At 62.5% G+C, this 21,401-nt stretch carries 23 protein-coding genes and 1 tRNA gene; 10 read left to right on the forward strand and 14 right to left on the reverse strand.

Features of this window, described 5'->3' with window-relative positions; genetic code table 11:
• Nucleotides 1-88: 88 nt before the first annotated feature.
• Nucleotides 89-2,998 carry a ribonuclease E/G gene (locus ACGYK2_RS01460; protein ID WP_271687235.1) on the reverse strand — a complete coding sequence of 970 codons (2,910 nt, stop codon included), beginning with the start codon at nt 2,996-2,998 and terminating at the stop codon, nt 89-91.
• Between the two features lie 548 nt (nt 2,999-3,546).
• On the opposite strand from ACGYK2_RS01460, the gene ACGYK2_RS01465 reads away from it, so the two are divergent.
• Nucleotides 3,547-3,837 carry a hypothetical protein gene (locus tag ACGYK2_RS01465; RefSeq protein ID WP_271687234.1) on the forward strand — a complete coding sequence of 97 codons (291 nt, stop codon included), beginning with the start codon at nt 3,547-3,549 and terminating at the stop codon, nt 3,835-3,837.
• 23 nt (nt 3,838-3,860) lie between these two features.
• Here the strand turns inward: ACGYK2_RS01465 and ACGYK2_RS01470 are convergent, their stop codons facing one another.
• From ACGYK2_RS01470 to purC, 5 genes are read right to left on the reverse strand one after another with little or no spacing between them, the layout of a single operon-like run.
• Nucleotides 3,861-5,195: a sigma-54 dependent transcriptional regulator gene (locus tag ACGYK2_RS01470; protein ID WP_067266663.1), complete on the reverse strand. Its 1,335-nt coding sequence runs from the start codon at nt 5,193-5,195 to the stop codon at nt 3,861-3,863.
• Between the two features lie 4 nt (nt 5,196-5,199).
• Complete coding sequence (locus ACGYK2_RS01475) at nt 5,200-6,960, reverse strand: ATP-binding protein (protein ID WP_067266661.1); 1,761 nt, start codon at nt 6,958-6,960, stop codon at nt 5,200-5,202.
• A gap of 36 nt (nt 6,961-6,996) precedes the next feature.
• Nucleotides 6,997-7,665 (reverse strand): phosphoribosylformylglycinamidine synthase subunit PurQ, encoded by a 669-nt coding sequence (purQ, locus tag ACGYK2_RS01480; protein ID WP_271687233.1) that lies wholly within the window; start codon nt 7,663-7,665, stop codon nt 6,997-6,999.
• Nucleotides 7,665-7,895: a phosphoribosylformylglycinamidine synthase subunit PurS gene (gene purS / locus ACGYK2_RS01485; RefSeq protein ID WP_067266658.1), complete on the reverse strand. Its 231-nt coding sequence runs from the start codon at nt 7,893-7,895 to the stop codon at nt 7,665-7,667. The genes purQ and purS overlap by 1 nt, the downstream gene beginning before the upstream one ends.
• A gap of 48 nt (nt 7,896-7,943) precedes the next feature.
• A complete protein-coding gene (gene purC, locus ACGYK2_RS01490) occupies nt 7,944-8,705 on the reverse strand; it encodes a phosphoribosylaminoimidazolesuccinocarboxamide synthase (protein WP_067266657.1) in 762 nt (253 codons plus the stop codon).
• A 167-nt stretch (nt 8,706-8,872) separates the two neighbouring features.
• On the opposite strand from purC, the gene ACGYK2_RS01495 reads away from it, so the two are divergent.
• Together ACGYK2_RS01495 and bmt are read left to right on the forward strand one after the other, a co-directional pair.
• Nucleotides 8,873-9,190 carry a DUF1476 domain-containing protein gene (locus ACGYK2_RS01495; protein ID WP_271687232.1) on the forward strand — a complete coding sequence of 106 codons (318 nt, stop codon included), beginning with the start codon at nt 8,873-8,875 and terminating at the stop codon, nt 9,188-9,190.
• A gap of 134 nt (nt 9,191-9,324) precedes the next feature.
• Entirely contained in the window at nt 9,325-10,338 is a 1,014-nt protein-coding gene (gene bmt, locus ACGYK2_RS01500; protein ID WP_271687231.1) for a betaine--homocysteine S-methyltransferase, read from the forward strand.
• A 3-nt stretch (nt 10,339-10,341) separates the two neighbouring features.
• On the opposite strand, the gene ACGYK2_RS01505 is transcribed toward bmt, so the two are convergent.
• Entirely contained in the window at nt 10,342-11,418 is a 1,077-nt protein-coding gene (locus ACGYK2_RS01505) for a PA0069 family radical SAM protein (RefSeq protein ID WP_271687230.1), read from the reverse strand.
• A 201-nt stretch (nt 11,419-11,619) separates the two neighbouring features.
• Here ACGYK2_RS01505 and ACGYK2_RS01510 point away from each other — a divergent pair, with 201 nt between their 5' ends.
• Both ACGYK2_RS01510 and ACGYK2_RS01515 read left to right on the forward strand, forming a co-directional pair.
• Entirely contained in the window at nt 11,620-12,318 is a 699-nt protein-coding gene (locus ACGYK2_RS01510) for a B12-binding domain-containing protein (RefSeq protein ID WP_271687229.1), read from the forward strand.
• A gap of 50 nt (nt 12,319-12,368) precedes the next feature.
• Nucleotides 12,369-13,013 carry a DUF1638 domain-containing protein gene (locus ACGYK2_RS01515; protein ID WP_271687228.1) on the forward strand — a complete coding sequence of 215 codons (645 nt, stop codon included), beginning with the start codon at nt 12,369-12,371 and terminating at the stop codon, nt 13,011-13,013.
• A gap of 3 nt (nt 13,014-13,016) precedes the next feature.
• On the opposite strand, the gene ACGYK2_RS01520 is transcribed toward ACGYK2_RS01515, so the two are convergent.
• Nucleotides 13,017-13,427, reverse strand: coding sequence for a SufE family protein (locus ACGYK2_RS01520; protein ID WP_067266648.1), 411 nt, complete (start codon nt 13,425-13,427; stop codon nt 13,017-13,019).
• A 126-nt stretch (nt 13,428-13,553) separates the two neighbouring features.
• Here ACGYK2_RS01520 and ACGYK2_RS01525 point away from each other — a divergent pair, with 126 nt between their 5' ends.
• Entirely contained in the window at nt 13,554-14,072 is a 519-nt protein-coding gene (locus tag ACGYK2_RS01525; protein WP_271687227.1) for a hypothetical protein, read from the forward strand.
• A gap of 58 nt (nt 14,073-14,130) precedes the next feature.
• Here the strand turns inward: ACGYK2_RS01525 and rnd are convergent, their stop codons facing one another.
• From rnd to purM, 3 genes are all read right to left on the reverse strand, one after another.
• Nucleotides 14,131-15,288, reverse strand: a complete 1,158-nt coding sequence (gene rnd, locus ACGYK2_RS01530) for a ribonuclease D (RefSeq protein WP_271687226.1) — start codon at nt 15,286-15,288, stop codon at nt 14,131-14,133.
• Between the two features lie 79 nt (nt 15,289-15,367).
• Complete coding sequence (gene purN / locus ACGYK2_RS01535; protein ID WP_271687225.1) at nt 15,368-15,964, reverse strand: phosphoribosylglycinamide formyltransferase; 597 nt, start codon at nt 15,962-15,964, stop codon at nt 15,368-15,370.
• A complete protein-coding gene (gene purM / locus ACGYK2_RS01540) occupies nt 15,961-17,007 on the reverse strand; it encodes a phosphoribosylformylglycinamidine cyclo-ligase (protein WP_271687223.1) in 1,047 nt (348 codons plus the stop codon). The genes purN and purM overlap by 4 nt, the downstream gene beginning before the upstream one ends.
• A gap of 128 nt (nt 17,008-17,135) precedes the next feature.
• Here purM and ACGYK2_RS01545 point away from each other — a divergent pair.
• Nucleotides 17,136-17,212: transfer RNA gene (locus tag ACGYK2_RS01545), tRNA-Ile, on the forward strand.
• Nucleotides 17,213-17,240: 28 nt separating this feature from the next.
• On the opposite strand, the gene ACGYK2_RS01550 is transcribed toward ACGYK2_RS01545, so the two are convergent.
• Together ACGYK2_RS01550 and ACGYK2_RS01555 are read right to left on the reverse strand one after the other, a co-directional pair.
• A complete protein-coding gene (locus ACGYK2_RS01550) occupies nt 17,241-17,690 on the reverse strand; it encodes a DUF4442 domain-containing protein (protein ID WP_276154405.1) in 450 nt (149 codons plus the stop codon).
• A 69-nt stretch (nt 17,691-17,759) separates the two neighbouring features.
• A complete protein-coding gene (locus ACGYK2_RS01555) occupies nt 17,760-19,082 on the reverse strand; it encodes an ATP-binding protein (RefSeq protein WP_271687221.1) in 1,323 nt (440 codons plus the stop codon).
• A 44-nt stretch (nt 19,083-19,126) separates the two neighbouring features.
• On the opposite strand from ACGYK2_RS01555, the gene ACGYK2_RS01560 reads away from it, so the two are divergent.
• From ACGYK2_RS01560 to ACGYK2_RS01570, 3 genes are all read left to right on the forward strand, one after another.
• On the forward strand, nt 19,127-20,041 hold the full coding sequence (locus ACGYK2_RS01560; protein WP_271687219.1) for an MBL fold metallo-hydrolase: 915 nt from the start codon (nt 19,127-19,129) through the stop codon (nt 20,039-20,041).
• Between the two features lie 145 nt (nt 20,042-20,186).
• On the forward strand, nt 20,187-20,309 hold the full coding sequence (locus ACGYK2_RS01565) for a hypothetical protein (protein WP_269451603.1): 123 nt from the start codon (nt 20,187-20,189) through the stop codon (nt 20,307-20,309).
• 95 nt (nt 20,310-20,404) lie between these two features.
• Nucleotides 20,405-20,827, forward strand: coding sequence for a DUF4112 domain-containing protein (locus ACGYK2_RS01570; RefSeq protein WP_271687216.1), 423 nt, complete (start codon nt 20,405-20,407; stop codon nt 20,825-20,827).
• A 61-nt stretch (nt 20,828-20,888) separates the two neighbouring features.
• On the opposite strand, the gene ndk is transcribed toward ACGYK2_RS01570, so the two are convergent.
• Nucleotides 20,889-21,311, reverse strand: coding sequence for a nucleoside-diphosphate kinase (ndk, locus tag ACGYK2_RS01575; protein ID WP_067266630.1), 423 nt, complete (start codon nt 21,309-21,311; stop codon nt 20,889-20,891).
• Between the last annotated feature and the right edge of the window lie 90 nt (nt 21,312-21,401).

Consider the following 21,401-nt stretch of genomic DNA (forward strand, 5'->3'; position numbering starts at 1 on the left):
CGGGCGCGGTCGCGCCGTCTTTCTTACCCTATTGCCAAACTGAAAACGGCGGGCTCTCAAGCCCGCCGTTTCCGTTATCTAGAGCGCTTTAGCTGCCCAGCGACCACCAGCCGCGCCGTTTGGGCTTGGGCTTTTCAGTGGGCTGCTCTTCGACCTTTTCCGCGACCGGCTCGGGAGCGGTTTCGGCAGCGGGTGCCTCGGCCTCGACCGGCTGCGGCGCGGCGGCGGGCTGCGGCTCAGGTTGAGGCGCTTCCGCGACAGGCGTCGCCGTCTCAGGTGACGGGGCCGCGATGGGCGCTTCACTCGGCAGGGCTTCGGCCATTGCATCGGGCGTGGCTTCGGCGACCGGCTCGACCGGCTTGGCCTTGGCCCGGCTGCGGCGCTTGGGCTTCGGCGCGGCTGCGGCCTCTTCCTCACTTGCCACGGCGTCTGCGCTCACGGTCTCTTCCGCCGCTTCGGCTGCGGGTTTCTTGGTCCGACGGCTGCGCTTGGCCTTGGGCTTGGGGGCCTCCTCCCCTTCGGCCTCGGCGCTGACTTTCGGCGCTTCGCCTTCTGCGGCGGCAAGGGCTTCGGGCGCGGGTTCCGCTTCGGGAGCGATTTCGGCCTTGGGCTTGCGCGAGCGGCTGCGGGATTTCGGCTTGGGCTTCTCCTCGGCAGCAGGCGCGGCATCCGCTTCGGCTTGCGGGGCTTCCGCCTCTACCGGCGCGGTTTTCTCGCCCTCGTCCGATTTCGCCTCGTCCTGCTGCTGAGCACCGTTTTGATCCTCTGCACCGTTCTGCTGATCGCCATTGCCATTGCGGCCACGGCCACCCCGGCTGCGGCGACGGCGGCGGCGGCGCTTGGATTTGCCCTCGCCCTCTTCACCATTGCCATTGCCGTTCCCGTTGTCGGAGGGGCTGGCGTCCTGTGCGGCGGGGGCCTCTTCGGCCTCGGCGGCGCTCTCATCCTCATCGATCTGATCCATTAGGGAAGTATCGACCGAGACGACGTGATCCGAGACGGGCGGCACGGTGCGGGTGGCCGTCTTGAACTTCTCGATGTGGAAGTCAGGGCTCACCAACGACGGATCGCCTTCGATCCGCACGGACATGCCATAGCGCATTTCGATATGGGCGATATGCTCGCGCTTTTGGTTCATCAGGAAGTTGGCGATGCCCACGGGCGCCCGCACCAATACCTCGCGGGAGCGGCGGCGGGTGCCCTCTTCTTCGATCTGACGGATGATCGACAGGGCGAGGTTGTCGTCCGAGCGCACGAGGCCGGTGCCGTGGCAGGCGTGGCAAGGCTGGGTTGTCGCCTCGATCATGCCGGGGCGCAGGCGCTGGCGCGACATTTCCATCAGGCCAAAGCCCGAGATGCGGCCCACTTGAATCCGCGCGCGGTCGGTCTTGAGCCGGTCCTTCATGCGCTTTTCGACGGCGGCGTTGTTCTTGCGCTCGTCCATGTCGATGAAGTCGATCACGATGAGCCCGGCAAGGTCACGCAGACGCAGCTGGCGTGCGACCTCATCGGCGGCTTCAAGGTTGGTCTTGAGCGCGGTCTGCTCGATCGAGCCTTCCTTGGTGGCCCGGCCGGAGTTCACGTCGATCGCCACCAGCGCTTCGGTCACGCCGATCACGATATAGCCGCCCGAGGGCAGTTGCACCGTGGGGTTGAACATGCCCGAGAGGTAGCTTTCCACCTGATAGCGGGCGAAGAGCGGCAGGCTCTCGTTGTAGAGCTTCACGTTCTTGGCGTGGGACGGCATGATCATCTTCATGAAGTCCTTGGCGATGCGGTAGCCACGCTCGCCCTCGACGTGAATCTCGTCGATCTCGCGGTTGTAGAGGTCGCGGATCGAGCGTTTGATCAGGTCGCCTTCTTCGTAGATTTTGGCAGGCGCGATGGACTTCAGCGTCAGCTCGCGGATCTGCTCCCAGAGACGCTGGAGGTATTCGTAATCGCGCTTGATCTCGGCCTTTGTGCGTTTCGCCCCGGCTGTGCGCACGATGAGGCCGGCACCTTTCGGCACCTCAATCTCGGTCGCGATCTCTTTCAGCTTCTTGCGGTCGGCGGCATTGGTGATCTTGCGGCTGATGCCGCCCCCACGGGCCGTGTTGGGCATTAGCACGCAGTAACGACCGGCGAGGCTGAGGTAGGTGGTCAGCGCCGCACCCTTATTGCCGCGCTCTTCCTTGACGACCTGCACCAGCAGGATCTGGCGGACCTTGATGACTTCTTGAATCTTGTAGCGGCGCGGGCGCGGTTTGCGCACGGGGCGGATGTCTTCGCTGTCGTCCTCATCGGCGACGGATTCGATGGAATCGTCCTTCGCCGTGGCATCGCTGCCATTGTCGTCTTCGCCATCGGCGTCCTCACCGTCGGCCTGCGCGTCATCCTTGGCGTCGGCATCCTCGGCCTTTGCCGCGTCATCCGCCTTGGCGGGGGCCGCGTCCTCGGCCTTGGCGACATCGCCCTCCGCCGCATCATTCTCGGGCTCTTCGACCGGCGTCTCCCCGACCCGCTCCATGGGCGAGCTGCCCTCTTCAATGTCGAGATCGACGGTTTCCATGCCCGCGATCTGATCGCTGTTGTCCTCGGCGACCTCGGCGGTGGCTACGGCATCATCGCTGTTGGTCTCGGCCGCTTGGCTTTTCGACCGGCTGCGCGACCGCGAGCGCGTCCGCTTAGGTTTTTCTTCCTCGTCATCCTTGGCGGCCTGCGCTTCGGCATAGGCGCGCTCTTCTTCCAGCAGCGCCTGACGGTCGGCCACGGGAATCTGGTAATAATCGGGGTGAATTTCCGAGAAAGCGAGGAAACCGTGACGGTTGCCGCCATAGTCGACAAAGGCCGCCTGAAGCGACGGTTCGACCCGTGTAACCTTGGCTAGATAGATATTGCCAGCAAGCTGGCGTTTATTTTCCGATTCAAAATCGAATTCTTCGACCTTGTTTCCGTCCACAACCACGACCCGAGTTTCCTCGGCGTGGGTGGCATCGATAAGCATTTTCTTAGACATAGATCCATTATGCACAGCACCCGCGCACAAAAGGCCCCTGGCGGGGCTTCGGGCTGGGAGGTGTGACTTGTCAGGGCGATGGAGGACGCGGCAACAGCAGGGCCACGAATGGCCCCCATCTGTCTGCTCTGAGCATCTGCGCGCGTCATCGCGGTTCTTCTCCGATGCGAGGGCTCTGCGGCCTCTCCCATCCATTAATTAGCTGTGCTTCGGTCGGGCTAACCCTCGCGAATATCAGCGGTTCTTCGGCCGTTTCCGGCCCAATCGGTCTGCTGGCCCCCCGGTGTCGGGCTGGCACGGCAGCGAAACTGTCAAAAGTCACCCCACGCCGGTCGGGCGTTACGGGACTTATCCGGCTAGTTAAGGGCTTTACGGGGTGAAACACAATGGTCAATCGAATGAGCAACAGTCAAATGCGCTTTATCCCCGGTCGGTTGACAAGGCGCATGGGCTTGGAAACATTCAGACTGTCGCGGCGGCTGTCGCCGGGCGACACCATAGAATTGCCTTGCCGCCGATGCGGCCCAGAGTTTCAAAGGACCGCTTTCATGCCTAAATTTCTGCGCCCCGCGCTTTGCCTGACCCTTCTGGGCCTCACCGCCTGTGATGAGATCGCCGTGGCCGACGACCCCGCAGCGCTGGCGGAATTGCGCGGGCAGAAAAGCTGTATCTCTGCGGTGGCCCAGCAAACCGAAGCGGCGGGGGTTGCGATTAACACCACCCGTCCGGTCGTTGAGCTTTACCGCCATATCATAGATGTGCCCGGCGCGGCGAGCTGGTCTTGCATCACCGATCCGAATGGCAAAGCGGTCGAGATCGCAGAGCAGCGCAACGGTTAAGCCGCGCTGCTTGTGGGGCGCGGTCAGAGGTAATCTGACCGCTGCAACCCGTATTTCGCCATCTTCTCGTTCAACGTCCGGCGCGGCAGGCAGAGCTCGTCCATCACGCTGGCGATCGAGCCCTTGTGGCGGCGCATGGTGTTGTCGATCAACATACGCTCAAAGGCTTCGACATATTCCTTCAGCGGCTTGCCCTCGGTGGTCATCACCGGCTGCATTTCGTCATGGTCACTCATCAACAGCGAGGCAATGGTGCCCGAGCCGCGGCGCGATTGCAGTACGGCGCGTTCGGCCACGTTGATGAGTTGACGCACGTTGCCGGGCCAAGGCGCCTGCAACAGTTGTGCCGCCTCTTGCGCGCTGACCTGAGGCGCCTCGCAACCGTATTCATCCGCGAATTGATCGCTCAACCGAGTAAAGAGCGTCAAAATATCTTCGCCCCGTTGGCGCAGCGGGGGCACGGTGATGCGCAGGGCCGCCAGACGATAAAACAGGTCCGAGCGCAGCGCGTCTTCCGACGTGCGCCCTGCCTCTTGCAAATTCGAGATGGCGACAATCCGCGTCTCCGCCGGGGTGCCTTGCTCGTTGATCGCGCTCAGCAGCCGGGCTTGGAGTTGCTCAGACAGCGCTTCGATATCCTCCAAGACCAGCGTGCCGCCACGGGCTTCTTCGATAGCAGGCAGTTGCGCGTCTTCGGGCTGCATCGGGCCGAAAAGCCGTTTGGCCAGCGCTTCTTCCTCCAAGGCACCGCAGGAGACGAGCACGAATTTCTTGCCCGCCCGCGAGCCTACGGCGTGCAGCGCATGGGCGACCAAAGTCTTGCCCGTCCCGGTCTCCCCGTCGATCAGCACATGCCCATCGGCCTGCCCCAGATCGAGAATATCCTCGCGCAGGCGCTCCATCACCGGGGATTGGCCGATCAGCTTTTTCATCAACTGGCCGCCGTCGGACAGTTCACGCCGCAGCGCGCGGTTGTCCATGACCAGCCGCCGCGCGTTGGTGGCTTTCTTGGCCAACTCGCTCATCCGGTCGGGGTTGAAGGGCTTTTCGAGGAAATCGAACGCGCCCACCCGCATCGCCTCAACCGCCATCGGCACATCGCCATGGCCGGTGATCATGATGACCGGCAGGGCCGAGTCGCTACCCATCAGCTTTTTCAGAAATTGCATCCCGTCCATGCCCGGCATCTTGATGTCGGAAATGACGATGCCCGGGTAATCCGGCCCCAATGTCTTGAGCGCGTCCTCGGCGCTGCCGAAAGTTTCCGTGTCATAGCCCGAAAGGGCCAGCCACTGGCTGATCGACTGCCGCATGTCCTGTTCGTCATCTACAATCGCGATTTTCATTGCCTGAGCCATGCGTTCACTCCGCCGCTTCTATCTTCGTTTCATCTGCCAATATGGGCAGCTGCATTTCAAATACAGCGCCACCGTTCTGTCCGTTGCGCGCCGTCAGCCTCCCGCCGAGGTCGTTGACGATCCCCGATGAAATAGCAAGACCCAGCCCAACGCCATCGCCGGGCTGTTTGGTCGTGTAGAAAGGTTCGAACAGCGCGTCCAAGTCTTCGATCCCCGGGCCATTGTCGCGCACGGTCAATGTCGCCGTCTCCCCCGCTGATAGTATAATGTCCACCTGAGGGTTTCGTTCCGATTTTGTTGCGTCTAATGCGTTTCTTAACAGGTTTACCATAACTTGTTCGATCCGCATACGGTCTCCCATCACCATGACGGGATTATCGGGTAGAATACGGCTGATCTGGACCTGTCGCTGGCGCAATTGCGGCTCCATCATCGACAGGGACGATGCCAGCGCCGCGCCCATGTCGACCGGAGAGAAAGCCTCCTGCCCCTTGCGGGCATAGGATTTCAGCTGCCGGGTGATCGCACCCATCCGTTCGATCAGATCGTCGATCCGCCCAAAGGACGACAGCGCCTCATCCTGCCGGTTGCGGTTGAGCAACAACCGCGCGCCCGCCAAATAGGTCTTCATCGCGGCAAGCGGTTGGTTCAACTCATGACTGACGGCGGCGGACATCTCGCCCAAGGCGGCGAGTTTCGATGACTGTTCAAGCGTTTGTTCGGCCACGGCAAGGGTCTGTTGCACGCGCTTTCGTTCGGCAATCTCACGTTGCAGGGCAAGGTTCAGCGCCCTGAGTTTTGCCGATTCCCGTTGGAAGATCGCCAGCCTTCCGGCCGTGCGGCGGCTGAGGAAGTAGAACGCCAAGGCCAGCAGGATCGCAAAGCCCATCACCTCAAGCGCCAGCACCCCGTTCACCTTTTCGCGCACGGAAGCATAGGTGGTGTAGCTGCTCATCCGCCAGCCCCGGAACGGAATCCGGTTTTCCAGACGCATCACCGCTTCGCCCTGCAAATAGGCATCGGGCGGCAGCGCGGTCCAATCGGTGGTGGCTTGGATGGCGCGCTCAATGGCGCTTTGCGGCGTGTGGTTGGCCAAGGCTTCGGGTTCGGTCAGGCCACGCCAGCGCGGCTCGGTGGCGAGGATGATCTGCCCGGTGCTGTCCATGACAATCACCGCATCGGAAATCCCGGCCCATGCGCGTTCGAACTTCTGCAAGTCGACCTCGACCGCGATCACGCCAAGGGTCGTGCCGCCCGACTGCATGCGCCGCGAATAGAGGAAACGATAGCCGCCCTGCTCCCGCTCAATCGTCGAAAAGATCGTCGCGTTGGAGCGGATGGCGTCCACGAAATAGGGCTCGGATTTATGCGCAGAGCCCAAACGGTTGCGGTCGGTCGCCGCAACGGTACGCCCGTCGATGTCATAAAGCATCAAAGAGGCCGCGCCAATCTCTTCCACGAAGGAGATAAGCCGCTGCGTCGATAGGGAATAATCCGCCGTTTGTAGCGCCCCGATCAAGGTTGGGTCGCGGGCCAAAAGCTGCGGGACGATGGCATTCTGGCGCAGTTCCGCCAACAGGTTGCCGCTATAAAGCGCGATGCGCAGTTCGGCGCGGTTGCGGGTGCTTTCGGTAAAACGGTCGGTCAGCAGTTTGTTGGTGATCGAAATGGTCACCACGGCGAGGATCATAAGCGCCGCGATGGCGAACCGCACCCGCCAGGATACGGCCATGCTATTGCCTTCGGAACCGGATGTATCACTCATCGCGGCAACCTACGCGCTCCGCGCGCCGCACTCAAGTCAGGCGGTTTGCAAAGCACCGGTCAATGCGCGGAAGAGCGCCGCCCCATCCGTATTGCCATGCGCCGCTTCCGCCGCCCGCTCAGGATGCGGCATCATGCCCAGCACCCGGCGGTTTTCCGACAGGATGCCCGCGATGTCATCGCGCGCGCCATTCGGATTCTCGGCATAGCTAAAGGCCACTCGATCTTCGCCGCGCAGTTTCGCAATCGTCTCGTCATCCGCGAAATAGTTGCCGTCGTGGTGGGCGATCGGAATGTCGATGACCTGACCGGCAGTGTAGCCGCTGGTGTAATCGCTCGCCGTAGTCTCGACCTTGAGACCCACGGTCTTGCAGATGTATTTCAATCCCGCGTTCCGCAGCAGCGCGCCCGGCAGCAGGCCGGTTTCGGTCAGCACCTGAAAACCGTTGCAGATGCCCATCACATAGCCGCCACGCTCCGCATGGGCGGCCACTGTGCGGCAGATCGGCGAATTCGCGGCGATGGCCCCGCAGCGCAGGTAGTCGCCATAGGAGAACCCGCCGGGGATCCCCACGATATCAACGCCTTGCGGCAGTTCGCTGTCCTTGTGCCAGACCATGGAGACCTTGGCACCCGCGGCTTTGAAAGCCACGGCAAGGTCGCGGTCGCAATTGGACCCGGGAAAGACAACCACCGCTGCGTGCATCAGGCCAGCTCCACCGAATAGGATTCGATCACCGTATTGGCCAAGAGCTTTTCGCACATGGCGTTCACATCAGCCTCGGAGGTGCCTTCGGCGAGGTCAAGTTCGATCACCTTGCCCTGACGCACACCGTTCACCCCGTCAAAGCCCAAGGCTCCGAGCGCGTGGCGAACCGCTTCGCCCTGAGGGTCGAGCACCCCGTTCTTCAGCATCACATGCACCCGTGCTTTCATGGCGCGACACCCCTTTGTAACATCTGCAAATTGAACGGCGAAGCCGCGTTAGTTGATCAGCGTCGGCTTGGTCACCGGCGCGTTGTTCTTGGGCATGACGCCAAGGCGTTTGGCCACTTCGGTATAGGCATCGGTGAGCGACCCCAGATCGCGGCGGAACACGTCTTTATCGAGCTTCTGGCCCGTTTCGATGTCCCACAGGCGGCAGCTGTCAGGGCTGATCTCATCGGCGACGATCAGACGCTGGAAATCACCGTCGTAAACGCGGCCAATCTCGATCTTGAAGTCCACCAGCTTGATGCCGACGGCCATCATAACGCCCGACATGAAGTCATTGACCCGCAACGCAAGGCTCAGGATATCGTCCATATCTTGCTGGCTGGCCCAGCCGAATGCGGCGATATGCTCTTCTGTCACAAGCGGATCGCCGAGCGAGTCGTCCTTGTAGCAATACTCGACAATCGGGCGCGGCAATTGCGTGCCCTCTTCGATGCCAAGGCGCTTGGACATGGAACCGGCGGCGTAGTTGCGCACGATCACTTCCAGCGGAATGATCTCAACCTGCCGCACAAGCTGTTCGCGCATGTTCAGGCGTTTGATGAAATGCGTCGGCACGCCGATGCTGTTCAGGCCAGTCATAAAGAACTCGGACAGGCGGTTGTTCAACACGCCCTTGCCTTCGATCGTGGCTTTCTTCTCGGCGTTAAAGGCCGTGGCATCGTCTTTGAAATATTGAACGATCGTACCGGGCTCGGGACCTTCATAGAGGATCTTTGCCTTGCCTTCGTAGATCTTGTTGCGCCGGGCCATGGGCATCCTTTCCAACAGGGGGCCGGGAACATCCCCGCCGCTTGCGCTTCTCTTAGTGCAAGCACCCCGCTGCTGCAAGCATGGCCCGCCACCTTTGCCCCGCCACTTGCGAGAACGGACCTGCGTTCGCATATCGAAAGGGTAACCGCAGCAATCGGAGACCCGCCATGAGCAACTTTGACGACCGTGCAAATGCCTTTGAAAGCAAGTTCGCCCACGACGCGGACATGCAATTCCGCGCCGAGGCGCGGCGCAACAAGCTTCTGGGTCTCTGGGCTGCTGAACTTTTGGGCAAATCCGGCAGCGATGCCGAGGACTATGCCAAAGAGGTCGTGAAATCCGATTTCGAAGAGGCGGGCGACGAAGACGTTTATCGCAAAGTCTCGGGCGATCTGGGCGACCGCGCGGATGAGGCGACGATCCGCGGCGAGATGCAAAGTCTGATGGCCGAGGCCAAGGCGCAATTGCTGAGCGAAACAAGCTGACACCCTGCGCCCCGGTCTTGGCACCGGGGCGCAGCCTTCCCGCCTGCCCTCATAATGAAGATGAATATTATGAGATTGCCCCCAAGTGGCCCGCGTGACATCAGGCGAAATTCCCAGACCCAACAGGAGCCCCCATGAGCAACGCATTCACCGATCTTCTCGCTGAAAAGGGCACATTGCTCGCCGATGGGGCCACGGGCACCAATCTGTTCAACATGGGGCTGATGTCGGGCGACGCGCCCGAATTGTGGAACACCGACGAGCCCGCCAAGATCACCAAGCTCTATCGTTTCGCGGTGGATTCGGGCAGCGATCTGTTCCTGACCAATTCCTTCGGCGCCAATGCCGCCCGCCTCAAACTGCACGACGCGCAGAACCGCGTGCATGAGCTGAGCCGCGTCTCCGCCGAACTGGCGCGCGAGGTGGCCGATACTGCCGAGCGTAAGGTGATCGTTGCAGGTTCCGTCGGCCCCACGGGTGAGATCATGGAGCCTGTGGGCACCCTGTCCCACTCCCTCGCCGTTGAGATGTTCCACGAGACCGCCGATGGGCTCAAGACAGGTGGCGCGGATATCGGCTGGCTAGAGACGATCAGCGCCCCCGAAGAATACCGCGCCGCTGCTGAGGGGTTCCAGCTTGCCGGTCTGCCGTGGTGTGGCACGATGAGCTTTGACACCGCGGGCCGCACGATGATGGGGCTGACCTCCGAAGGGATGGTCGACTTGGTGCATGGGCTCGACAACATGCCGCTGGCCTATGGTGCCAACTGCGGCACCGGCGCCTCTGACTTGCTGCGCACCGTGCTTGGCTTTGCCGCGAAAAACGGCACGCTGCCGATCATCTCGAAAGGCAATGCAGGCATCCCGAAATACGTCGAAGGCCACATCCACTATGACGGCACGCCCGAGTTGATGGCGCGCTATGCGGTGATGGCCCGCAACGCAGGCGCAAGCATCATCGGCGGCTGCTGTGGCACCCTGCCCGAGCATCTGGTCGCCATGCGTGAAGCGCTCGACAGCACCGAAAAAGGCCCGGCCCCCACGCTGGAGCAGATCCGCGAAGAGATTGGCGATTTCTCTTCCGAAAGCGATGGCACCGATGGCCAAGGCCCGACGCGCGCGCCGCGCCGCGGACGTCGCCGGGGCTGAGGCTCAGAATAAGCTCAATTGATCGCCCTTTTCGGAGGGCGGTCGAAACAGATCACAGCGCAGTGGCACGCCCGCGCGGGTCAGTCCCAGACGTTTGATTGCCAGATCAAAACGTTGCGCCACCATCTGCGCATATGGCCCCTCGCCCCGCATCCGCTTGTGCCAGCCCGCATCGTATTCCTTTCCCCCGTGCATATCGCGCAAGCGCGCCATGATCCGATCGGCCCGGTCGGGGTAATGAGTGGCGAGCCAGTCTTGCACCAGCGGCGACACCTCTCGCGGCAGGCGCAGCATGATCCAGCTTGCATGCCGCGCGCCGGCGTCGCGTCCGGCGGTCAGGATCGCCTCCAACTCCGGGTCGGTCAGCGCCGGGATCATAGGCGATGCCATGATCCGCACCGGGATCCCTGCTTCCGACAGCTTTCGGATCACCTGCAACCGCCGCTGCGGCGCGGGCGCGCGCGGCTCCATCAAGCGGCTCAGCTTCGCGTCCAGCGTGGTCACCGAAATGCCGACCGCCGCCAATCCGCGCCCTGCCATGTCGTCCAAGATGTCGATGTCGCGTTCAATCAGGCTGCCCTTGGTGACGATCGCCACCGGGTGATTGAACGCGGATAACACCTCAAGACATTCTCGCATGATGCCATGGGTCTTTTCGATCGGCTGATAGGGATCGGTGTTGGTGCCGATGGCGATGGGCGCGACCTGATAGCGCTTCGACCGCAGTTCCCGCGCCAGAACGTCCGGGGCTTCGGGGCGGGCGATCAACTGCGTCTCGAAATCCAATCCCGGCGACAGGCCGAGGTAGGCATGGCTAGGCCGCGCGAAACAGTAAACGCAGCCGTGTTCACAGCCCCGATAGGGGTTGATCGAGCGGTCAAAAGGCAAATCCGGCGAGCGGTTGTAGGTGATCACCCGGCGCGGCACCTCGATACTGGTCTGGGTGCGCAGCACCGGAAGCACCTCGTCACGCGCCCAACCGTCATCTTCGGCGACGCGGGTATGACGCTCAAACCGGCCCGCATCATTGCTGCCCGTCGCGCGGCCAAGCACGCGGAATCGCTGGTCTTCCCTATCCATGAAAGAAGGTTAGAACATTGCGCGAACATCGGCAAGTAACCTCGTGCAAACCCTTGTCCTTACACCGCAAAAAGCAGTAGTTTGCCCCCAAGGCGTCGCGCAAGGCGCGGCCGATGTCGCAAACCGCGACCCCGGCGCTAACATTCCGTGAGACAAGGGCTCAAGTGCCATGCACCTGCACGCCCAGCAGAAGGAAACACCATGTCGGAAGAAGACGATATCATCCTGGCCGAGTTGGACGACGAAGAACTGGTCCAGCAGATGTTCGATGACCTCTATGACGGTCTCAAGGAAGAGATCGAAGAAGGGGTGCAAATCCTGCTCGACCGCGGGTGGGAACCCTATGAGATCCTGACTAAGGCGCTTGTCGGCGGCATGACCATCGTCGGCGCCGATTTCCGCGACGGGATCCTCTTCGTGCCCGAAGTGCTGCTGGCTGCCAATGCGATGAAGGGCGGCATGGCCATCCTCAAGCCGCTGCTTGCGGAAACTGGCGCGCCGCGCGTGGGCAAGATGGTGATCGGCACCGTCAAAGGCGACATTCACGACATCGGCAAGAACCTCGTCGGCATGATGATGGAAGGCGCGGGTTTCGAAGTTGTCGATCTGGGCATCAACAACGCGGTTGAAGCCTATCTCGAAGCGCTCGAAGCGGAAAAGGCCGATATCCTTGGCATGTCCGCCCTGCTGACCACGACCATGCCCTATATGAAAGTGGTGATCGACACGCTGGTCGAACAGGGCAAGCGCGAAGACTATATCGTGCTGGTGGGTGGCGCGCCGCTGAACGAAGAATTCGGCAAGGCCATCGGGGCTGACGCCTATTGCCGCGATGCTGCCGTGGCGGTTGAAACGGCGAAAGACTGGATGGGCCGAAAACATAACTCTGCCAACGCCTAACCTACCTTCCCTGCTTTGCGTTGGCATCGCTGCCATGCGATGGTGACGCCATGAGCGACAGTAAACTGCCAGATGATCGGACCCTAACCCAAGACGGGCTCGCGCCAACCCGCGCGGGCCGTATCTTGCTAATCGCCTGTGGCGCGCTGGCGCGTGAGATTCTGGATTTGAAGGCCGCTAACGGTTGGACCCATCTGGACCTGACCTGCCTTCCGGCAAAATATCACCTCTACCCGGAAAAGATCACCCAAGCGGTGCGCGACACGGTCGCCAAACATCGCGCGGATTATGACGATTTCTTTGTCGTCTACGCCGATTGCGGCACGGGCGGCGGGCTGGAACGGGCCTGCGAAGAGATGGGCGTGCAGATGGTCGCAGGGCCACATTGCTACAGTTTTTTTCAGGGCAACGAGAGTTTCGCCAAAACCTCAGAGGATGAGATCACCACCTTCTACCTCACCGATTTTCTGGTGCGGCAGTTTGAGTCTTTCATCATCAAACCCATGGGACTCGACCGGCATCCCGAGCTGCGCGACATGTATTTCGGCAATTACGAAAAACTGGTCTATCAGGCGCAGACGGACGACCCGGCGCTGACCGAAAAAGCCCAAGACTGCGCCGCGCGGCTTGGCCTTGCGTTCGAGCGGCGCTTCACGGGCTACGGGGATTTGGAGAGCGCGTTGCGCGCCCTCTGAGCGTTACGCTTCCTGCGCTGCCGTCTCGCGCACCCGCTCGATCATCGCGCGCAACCCGTTTGAGCGCTGCGCCGAGAGGTGGTCGTTCAACCCCAGCCGCGCCAGTTCCGCCTTGGCATCGACGCCGCCCACTTCACTAGGTGTCAAGCCGTTGTAAAGCTTGCGTAAAACCGCAATTAGCCCTGAGACGATCATCGCATCGCTGGCGCCATCGAAATGCAGCTTCCCGCCCTCGAACTGTGCATGCAGCCAGACCTGAGAGGCGCAGCCATCGACCTTGGTCGCGGGGACGCGCAGCGGCTCAGGCAGCGGCTCCATCGCTTTGCCAAGGTCGATCACATGGCGATAGCGGTCTTCCCAATCGTCCAGAAACTCGAAATCCTCGACCAGTTCTTCAAAGGCGGGCGTGGCCATCTGTGCACTCTCTTCGGGTGAATTCCATTGCCTGACAGGTAGGATGCCCAGGGGCAAAGGTCCACCCCCTTCCCAAGGCTGGCGGGATGGGGTAGCACAAGGCAAGTAAACTTAACGGCGGTTCCCATGCGCAAGACAATCCTCGCTCTTTTGGCTTCGACCCTTTTGGTATCCGCCTGCGGCACGGTCCGTGACAGCCGCATCAACCCGCTGAATTGGTTCGGCCCCGCCCGTTCGGTTGAGACCGCCCCGGCGGAGAGCACGAACCCCCTGATTCCGCAGCGCAGCGGGCTGTTCGCGCGGCGCGCGGTTGAGGTCGACACCTATGAGGGGCGCCCCTTTGAACAGATCACCGATCTGACCATCGAGCCGGTGCCGGGCGGTGCGATTCTGCGCGCCACCGGGCTGGCGGCACGCCAAGGCATCTACAAAGTGCGCCTGACCCCCGCGACGCCGGATGAGATGCCCGTCGACGGTGTTCTGACCTATCGTTTGGAAGGGGTCCGCCCCGATAAGGCCACCCCGCAAGGCAGCCGCCCCACGCGCGAAGTGATTGCCGGGCGTCGCCTGACCGATCAGATGCTGGCCGGGGTGCGTGAGATTCGCGTCGAAGGGCAGCTGAACGCGCTGGTCTTTCGCCGCTAAGACGCCGCCTGCCCTCTATTGAGAAAGAGCCGCCCCTGATCGGGCGGCTCTTTTCGTTTCAGACTTTGACGGCCTTCACGTCATTTCCGTCAGCGGCCAAGGCGATCTTGCCTTCGCAGAGCAGCAGCGCATCGGCACCGAAGACCTCATGCCGCCAGCCGCGCAGCGCCTGCACGTCACGCTCCCCCGCCGAGAGCATGTCGAGATCGCTGGCCGAGGCGATGAGCTTGGCGGCAACGCCCGCGCTTTCGGTCTTGGCCTTGAGCAGCACGCGCAGAAGATCGGCCAAGGCCGGGTTGACTTGCAGCTTGTCGCGCTTGCGGTCGGGCTGGGGCATGTCGGCAGGCTTGCAGGCCACGCCTGCGGCGACCGCTTTCAGTATGCCTTCGGCAATTTCGCCTTTGCGGGCCTCGCGCAGCAGCAGCCGGGCGCGGTTCAACTCTTCGCCATTCGAGGGCTTGAGGCTCGCCAATTCGACCAGCGCGTCATCTTTGAACACCCGGTTGCGCGGGATGTTGCGGCTGCGGGCGTAATCCTCACGGAAAGCCGCCAACTCGCGGACGATCGCCAGAAACTTGGGCGAATTGGTCCGGGTTTTGACCCGTTTCCAAGCATCCTGCGGTTGGGTGACATAGGTGTCGGGGCTGAGCAGCGTCTCAAGCTCTTCGGCCACCCACCGCGCGCGTCCGGTCTGTTCAAGCTTGCGGGCCAGAAATTCGTAGATTTGGCGCAGATGGGTCACGTCGGCCAGCGCATAGGTCTTCTGCGCCTCGGTCAGCGGGCGGCGCGACCAATCGGTGAAACGCGAGGTTTTGTCGAGCGACTGATGCGCGATCTTGCGGACCAAAGTCTCATAACCCACCTGTTCCCCAAAGCCGCAGACCATCGCAGCGACCTGCGTGTCGAACAGCGGCTTGGGAAAGACCTTGGCATCGACATAGAAGATCTCGAGATCCTGCCGTGCGGCGTGGAAGACCTTGACCACCGATGTATCGCGGAACAGATCGTATAGCGGCTCAAGCGAGATGCCATCGGCCAAGGGATCGACCAGCACGGCGTTGCTGTCATCGGCACCCGGCATGGCAAGCTGGACAAGGCAGAGTTTGGAATAATAGGTCCGCTCACGCAGGAATTCCGTGTCGACGGTCACGTAATCATGGCGCGCAGCCTCTTCACAGAATTGCGCGAGGTCGGCGGTCGTGGTGATGGTTTTCATATATGCTCTTTGACATGTTGCACGCCCGGTCATCGGGCTTTGCCAAAGAGGTACATCACGCGAGAGGGTTTGACCAGCGTCAGCCCGTGAGCAGGACCGGCTCTCGCCCACCGGCGGCGAAACGGCGCAGCACGGCGGGGTAGAGGCGGTGTTCCTGCACCAGCACCCGCTCGGCCAAACTCTCGGCCGTGTCGCCGGGCAGGACGGGGATGCGCGCCTGACCAAGGATCGGACCGTCATCAAGTGCGGCGGTCACCTCATGCACGGTGCAGCCATGTTCGGTATCGCCAGCCTCGAGCGCGCGGGCATGGGTGTGCAGCCCGCGGTATTTCGGCAATAGCGAAGGGTGGATGTTGATCATCCGCCCCGTCCAAGCATCGGTGAACCCTTCGGTCAATTTGCGCATGAAACCGGCAAGGCAAATGATGTCGGGCGCATGGGCCTCAATCGCAGCGCTGAGCGCCGCCTCAAAAGCCGGGCGGTCCTTGCCGAAGGGGCGGTGATCGACCACTTCGGTCGCGATCCCCTGCCCCTGCGCCCAAGCGATCCCCCCCGCATCCGCGTTGTTCGACAGCACCAGACAGGGGCGGCCCGCATGGTCGCCAGTCATATCCTCGACCAGCGCCCGCATGTTGGAGCCGCCGCCCGAGACGAAAATCGCAACCCGCTTGGTCAAAGCAGCGCGCCGGAATAGGTGACGCCATTGCCAGTGGTGATGCGCCCGATCTCGATGGCGGCGTGGCCATCCTCGGCAAAGGCGGCTTTGGCGGCCTCGACCTTATCGGCGGAAACCACGGCGACCATGCCAATCCCGGCATTGAAGGTCTTGAGCAACTCGGCCTCGGCCATGCCGCCTTGGGCAGCCAGCCATTTGAACACGGGCGGCAGTTCCCATGTATTGAGGTCGATCTCAGCGGCGAGGCCCACGGGCAGCACGCGCGGCAGGTTCTCGGTCAGGCCACCGCCGGTGATATGCGCCAGAGCCGAGACGGCATCCGCGCGCAGAGCCGCCACAGCGCCTTTGACGTAGAGTTTCGTGGGTGTGAGCAGCGCATTGCCGAGATCACCTTCGCCCCATGGGCAATCGTCACCCCAGCCCAAACCGCTCCGTTCAACGATCTTCCGCACAAGGCTGTAGCCGTTGGAATGCACCCCGTCGCTCGGCAGACCCAAGAGCACGTCGCCCTCTTTCACGTCGCGCGGCAGCTCGGTTCCCCGCTCCATCGCGCCGACCGAGAAACCAGCGAGATCGAAGTCGCCCGCGTGATACATGCCCGGCATTTCAGCCGTCTCGCCGCCGATCAAGGCACAACCGGAATCGGCGCAGCCCTTGGCGATGCCTTCGATGATCCGCGCGGCGCTGTCGAGCTCCAGTTTGCCGGTGGCGAAATAGTCGAGGAAGAAGAGCGGCTCGGCCCCCTGACAGACCAGATCGTTGACACACATGGCGACCAGATCGATGCCGATACTGTCGACATTGCCCGTATCAATCGCGATGCGCAACTTGGTGCCCACGCCATCGGTCGCGGCGACCAGCACCGGGTCGGTGAAGCCTGCGCCCTTGAGATCAAACAGCGCGCCAAAGCCGCCGAGGCCGGACATCACACCGGGCCGCGCGGTGGATTTCGCCGCCGGTTTGATCCGCTCTACAAGCGCATTGCCTGCGTCAATATCCACGCCTGCTTCGGCATAGGTGATTCCGTTGTCGGATTTCGTCATGGTCATGGCCCCCGGCGCGCATTTTCCCTTGCGCGCGGAGTTAAAGTATTGCGCCGCCCACTGCAATCATTTGGTGCAGCTAATGTCTTGACGCTCGGCCTGCGGCGTCATACCCAAACGCCCATGGCGGGCCTGTAGCTCAATTGGTTAGAGCAGAGCGCTCATAACGCTTTGGTTGCGGGTTCAAGTCCTGCCGGGCCTACCATACTTCCGCCCCCCGCCTTTCGTGGCCGTCACCGTTTGGCGCTGACGTGCCAGTTCACCTGCATCTCGACCACCGTTTCACCCGCTTCGTTCTGGATGTCGACCGCCACGTCAAAGGCGACTTTTCCGTTTTCTTGCAGCGCGCTCAGCAGGTCGGACCCGGGGCGCGAGGTTTTGGCATGGGCGGTTAGCGTGCCTTCGGCGATCTTTTTAAAGGTGATCTGCCCCATGGCCGCCACGGGGCGCATGTCCATGATCACCGGCGCGATGGCCCCCGCCATGGCGGCCCCCGAGGCGGCTTCGCCCAGTGTGAACATCGCGCCCGCGTGCTGCGTGCCGATGTGGTTCGAGGTCTCATGCCGCTGCACCAATTCGGCGCTGGCGGTGCCGTCTCCGATCTCGAGCAGTTTCACCCCGACATGGGCGGCAAAGGGCACGGCCGTCTCGAGATGGGCTTTGATCATGTCATAGGGGGTCATCGCTGCGCTCCGTATTAGGGTCACCTCACTGTGACAAAGCCCGGCCCGCGGCACAATCATGCCGCCGGGTCACCGCGCGATGACGATATCGGCGCGCAGCCCGCCAAGGCGGTCCGATTCCCCAAGCCGCAGCACCCCGCCATGGGCGCGGGCGATGTCGGAGGCGATGGCAAGGCCAAGCCCCACGCCGCCGCCCTTGTCCTGGTTGCGCGCAGGATCAAGCCGCGAGAAAGGCCGTGTCGCCTCGTCCCGCCGCGCTTCTGGGATGCCGGGGCCGTCGTCTTCGACCCGGATGCGCAGGGTGCGATCGCTCAGCATGACCGAGACTTCGGCCTGCGTGCCATAGCGCACGGCGTTGGAAATAAGGTTGTCCACCGCCCGGCGCATCGCGACCCTGCGCAGCTTCACGATCCCCTCGCCCGCGCCCTCGGGCGGCAGCAGCGTGACCTTGCGCCCGGCCCGCTGCGCGTCTTCGACGATGGCGCTGACGAAACCATGCGGGGCCACCTCTTCAGGCACACCCTCGGCGGCGCCCTTGGCGAAGTTCAGGAATTCGTCCAGCATCCGCTGCATATCATCCACATCGGCCAAGAGCGGGGCTGCGTCCTCCTCGTCGATCATCGACAGGCCGAGGCGCATCCGGGTCAGCGGCGTGCGCAGGTCGTGGCTCACGCCTGAGAGCATCAGCGTGCGTTGCTCGATCTGCCGCTCGATCCGGGCGCGCATATCGACAAAGGCATTGCCCGCCGCGCGGACTTCGATGGCGCCGGTGGGGGTATAGGGCTCATGCCGCCCCCGGCCAAAGGCCTCCGCCGCGCGGGCCAGACGTTTGATGGGGCGCAGCTGATTGCGCAGATAGATCGTGGCGATATAGCTCAAAAGCACGCCGAAAAACACGGTGTAGACGAAGAGCTGATGCGGGTTCGAGGCCGATATGCGCCGCCGCTCGAACTGGATTCGCAGCGGCCCGTGCACGCTTTCGATATAGAGCACGACGAAATCGTCATCGCTGAGGTCGACCGCTTCGATCCCGTCCATCTTGCTGCGCAGCCGCGGGATGAGGACGCGCCCCGAGTAATCGTACCACAGCATGCTGTCTTCTTCGGGCAGCGGACGGTTGGCGGGGGTCACCACGAAATCAAGCGGACCCGCCCGTGCCTCAACCGCCGTGGGCACGGATTGCGCATCGGGGGCCGTGCCGACCGCCAGCATGACCAGCTCCAGTTCCCGCAGGACCGTATCGGTCATCTGGCCGGTGACACCTTCGAAATGCCTCTGCGCAAAGATTACCACGACGACCAACTGCAAAAACACCACTGGTAACAGCAGGATCAGCGCGGCACGTCCGTAGATGCCGCGCGGCACATATCGTTTGAGCCAGGCAAAATTCATGGCTAGACCTTAGCCAGCCCCCTGCCCCAGCGAAAGGTGAAACCATGCTGCCGCCCGACAACTTCGACCCCGAGATTGGCCTTGCCGAAACCTTGGAACCCGGGCTGCGGCGGATCGTGGCGCCGAACCCCTCACCGATGACCTATCGCGGCACCAATACCTATCTGTTGGGCGAAACCGACGTGGCGGTGATCGACCCCGGCCCCGACAGCCCCGCGCATCTTGAGGCGATTCTCGCCGCGATCCAGCCCGGGCAGCGGATCAGCCATATTATCGTGACCCATACGCATCTGGATCACTCCCCCCTTGCCCGCCCGCTGGCCGCGCGTACGGGGGCCGAGGTCTGGGCCTTTGGTGAGGCCACGGAGGGCCGTTCGACGGTGATGCAGGGGCTTGCTGAGGCGGGGTTGATGGGCGGCGGCGAAGGTGTGGACCACGGGTTTCGCCCTGATCACACTTTGGCCGATGGGGATGTACTGAAGGGGGACGGCTGGACGCTGAAGGTGCTGCACACGCCGGGCCATATCGGTAACCACATCAGCCTCGCTTGGGGGGATGCCTGTCTGACCGCGGATCACGTCATGGGCTGGGCGACCTCCCTCGTCTCGCCCCCTGATGGGGATCTGACCGATTTCATGGCCTCCTGCGATACGCTGGGCGCGCGGCAATGGCGGGTGTTCTATCCCGGTCACGGCGCCCCGGTGAGCGATCCCAACGCGCGGCTCGACTGGTTGGTGGCGCATCGTCGCGCGCGGGAGGTGTCGATCCTCGACGCACTGGCCGCCGGACCCGCGACGGCTGAGGACCTCGCCCGCGCCATCTATACCGAAACACCTGCCGCGCTTTTAGGCGCGGCCACCCGAAACGTGCTGGCGCATCTGGTCGATCTGACCGGCCGGGGGCGGGTGGCCCCAGAGGGCACCTTGCAGGCAGAGGCGCGTTTCACTCTCAACTCATAGGGGAATGCGGGCCCTTCCGTCGCAAAATCGCAACAAATGCCCCATTCTGGGCGCAATCTGGCCCCTTTATGGACCCGAACCGCGCCCAAGCTGGTTGCGGGGGTGAGAGACATCAAACCCCAGCGAGCAGCAAAGGAGCTACCCGATGGCCCGACTAGACAGAACGCCGCAACCGCAAAAACCGAAGCCCGCGCCGAAGCCGAACGGCACCTCGGCCCAACCACCGCAGCGTCCCACGCCGCTGATCACCGACTACGCCAGTCTTTGAACGGCGCTCCCCGCGCACCGGATGGGGCCGGTGGATGGGGGAACTTTGGGGCCGGACCATGCGTTTGCCGCCTAGAGCAACACGCAAGGACAGACATGAAACCCCATACCCCCTCTCACGAAGCTGACCTCGCCCGTCTGCGCCGTTTGGCCGTCAGCATGGACAGCGCCTATAAGCTGCCGATCGTCGGCGTGCGGATGGGATGGGATTCGATTCTGGGCCTGGTGCCGGTGGTGGGTGATACGCTCGCCCTTCTGCCCGCGGCCTACATCCTGAAAGAATCGCACCGCATGGGCGCGCCGAAAAGCGTACTGGCGAAAATGCTGGTGAACACCGGGGTCGACTATGTGATCGGCTCCGTCCCGCTGGTCGGTGACCTTTTCGATATCGGTTGGAAGTCGAAGCTGCGCAACGTCGACCTGCTGGAGCGTCACTTGAAAGACCAAGCTGCTAAAGCCCCGCCGCTGGGCAATGTCGAAGGGCGCATGTCCTCGCACCACCCGACGCTCAACAACTGATCGCCAAAGAAAAAGGGCCGCCCCAAGGCGACCCTTTCAGTCTTTCCGAAGAACGGGTGGCTTAGCCGACCAGCTCCAGACCGGAAAAGAAGTATGCGATCTCAACCGCTGCGGTTTCCGGCGCGTCGGAACCGTGCACGGAGTTTTCGCCAACGCTTTCAGCAAATTCTGCGCGGATGGTGCCCTCTGCCGCATCGGCAGGGTTGGTCGCGCCCATCACTTCGCGGTTTTTCGCGATGGCATTTTCACCTTCGAGAACCTGAGCCACGATCGGCGCGGAAGCCATGAACTCACACAGTTCGTCGTAGAAGGGACGCTCAGCGTGCACTTTGTAGAACTCGCCCGCCTGCGCTTTGGTCAGGTGGATGCGCTTTTGCGCCACGACGCGCAGGCCGGCGTCTTCGAATTTCTTGACGATGGCACCGGTCAGGTTGCGGCGGGTTGCGTCGGGCTTGATGATCGAGAAAGTGCGTTCGAGGGCCATTGGCTGTACTCCATAGCGGGTGTTGATTTGCGCGCTCCCTAGCATGGGGTCTGGCCCATGAAAAGCCGTGATTGACCTTCGGCCCCGCTT

Source organism: Sulfitobacter sp. 1A10359 (assembly GCF_043558145.1).
Lineage (GTDB): Bacteria > Pseudomonadota > Alphaproteobacteria > Rhodobacterales > Rhodobacteraceae > Sulfitobacter > Sulfitobacter faviae.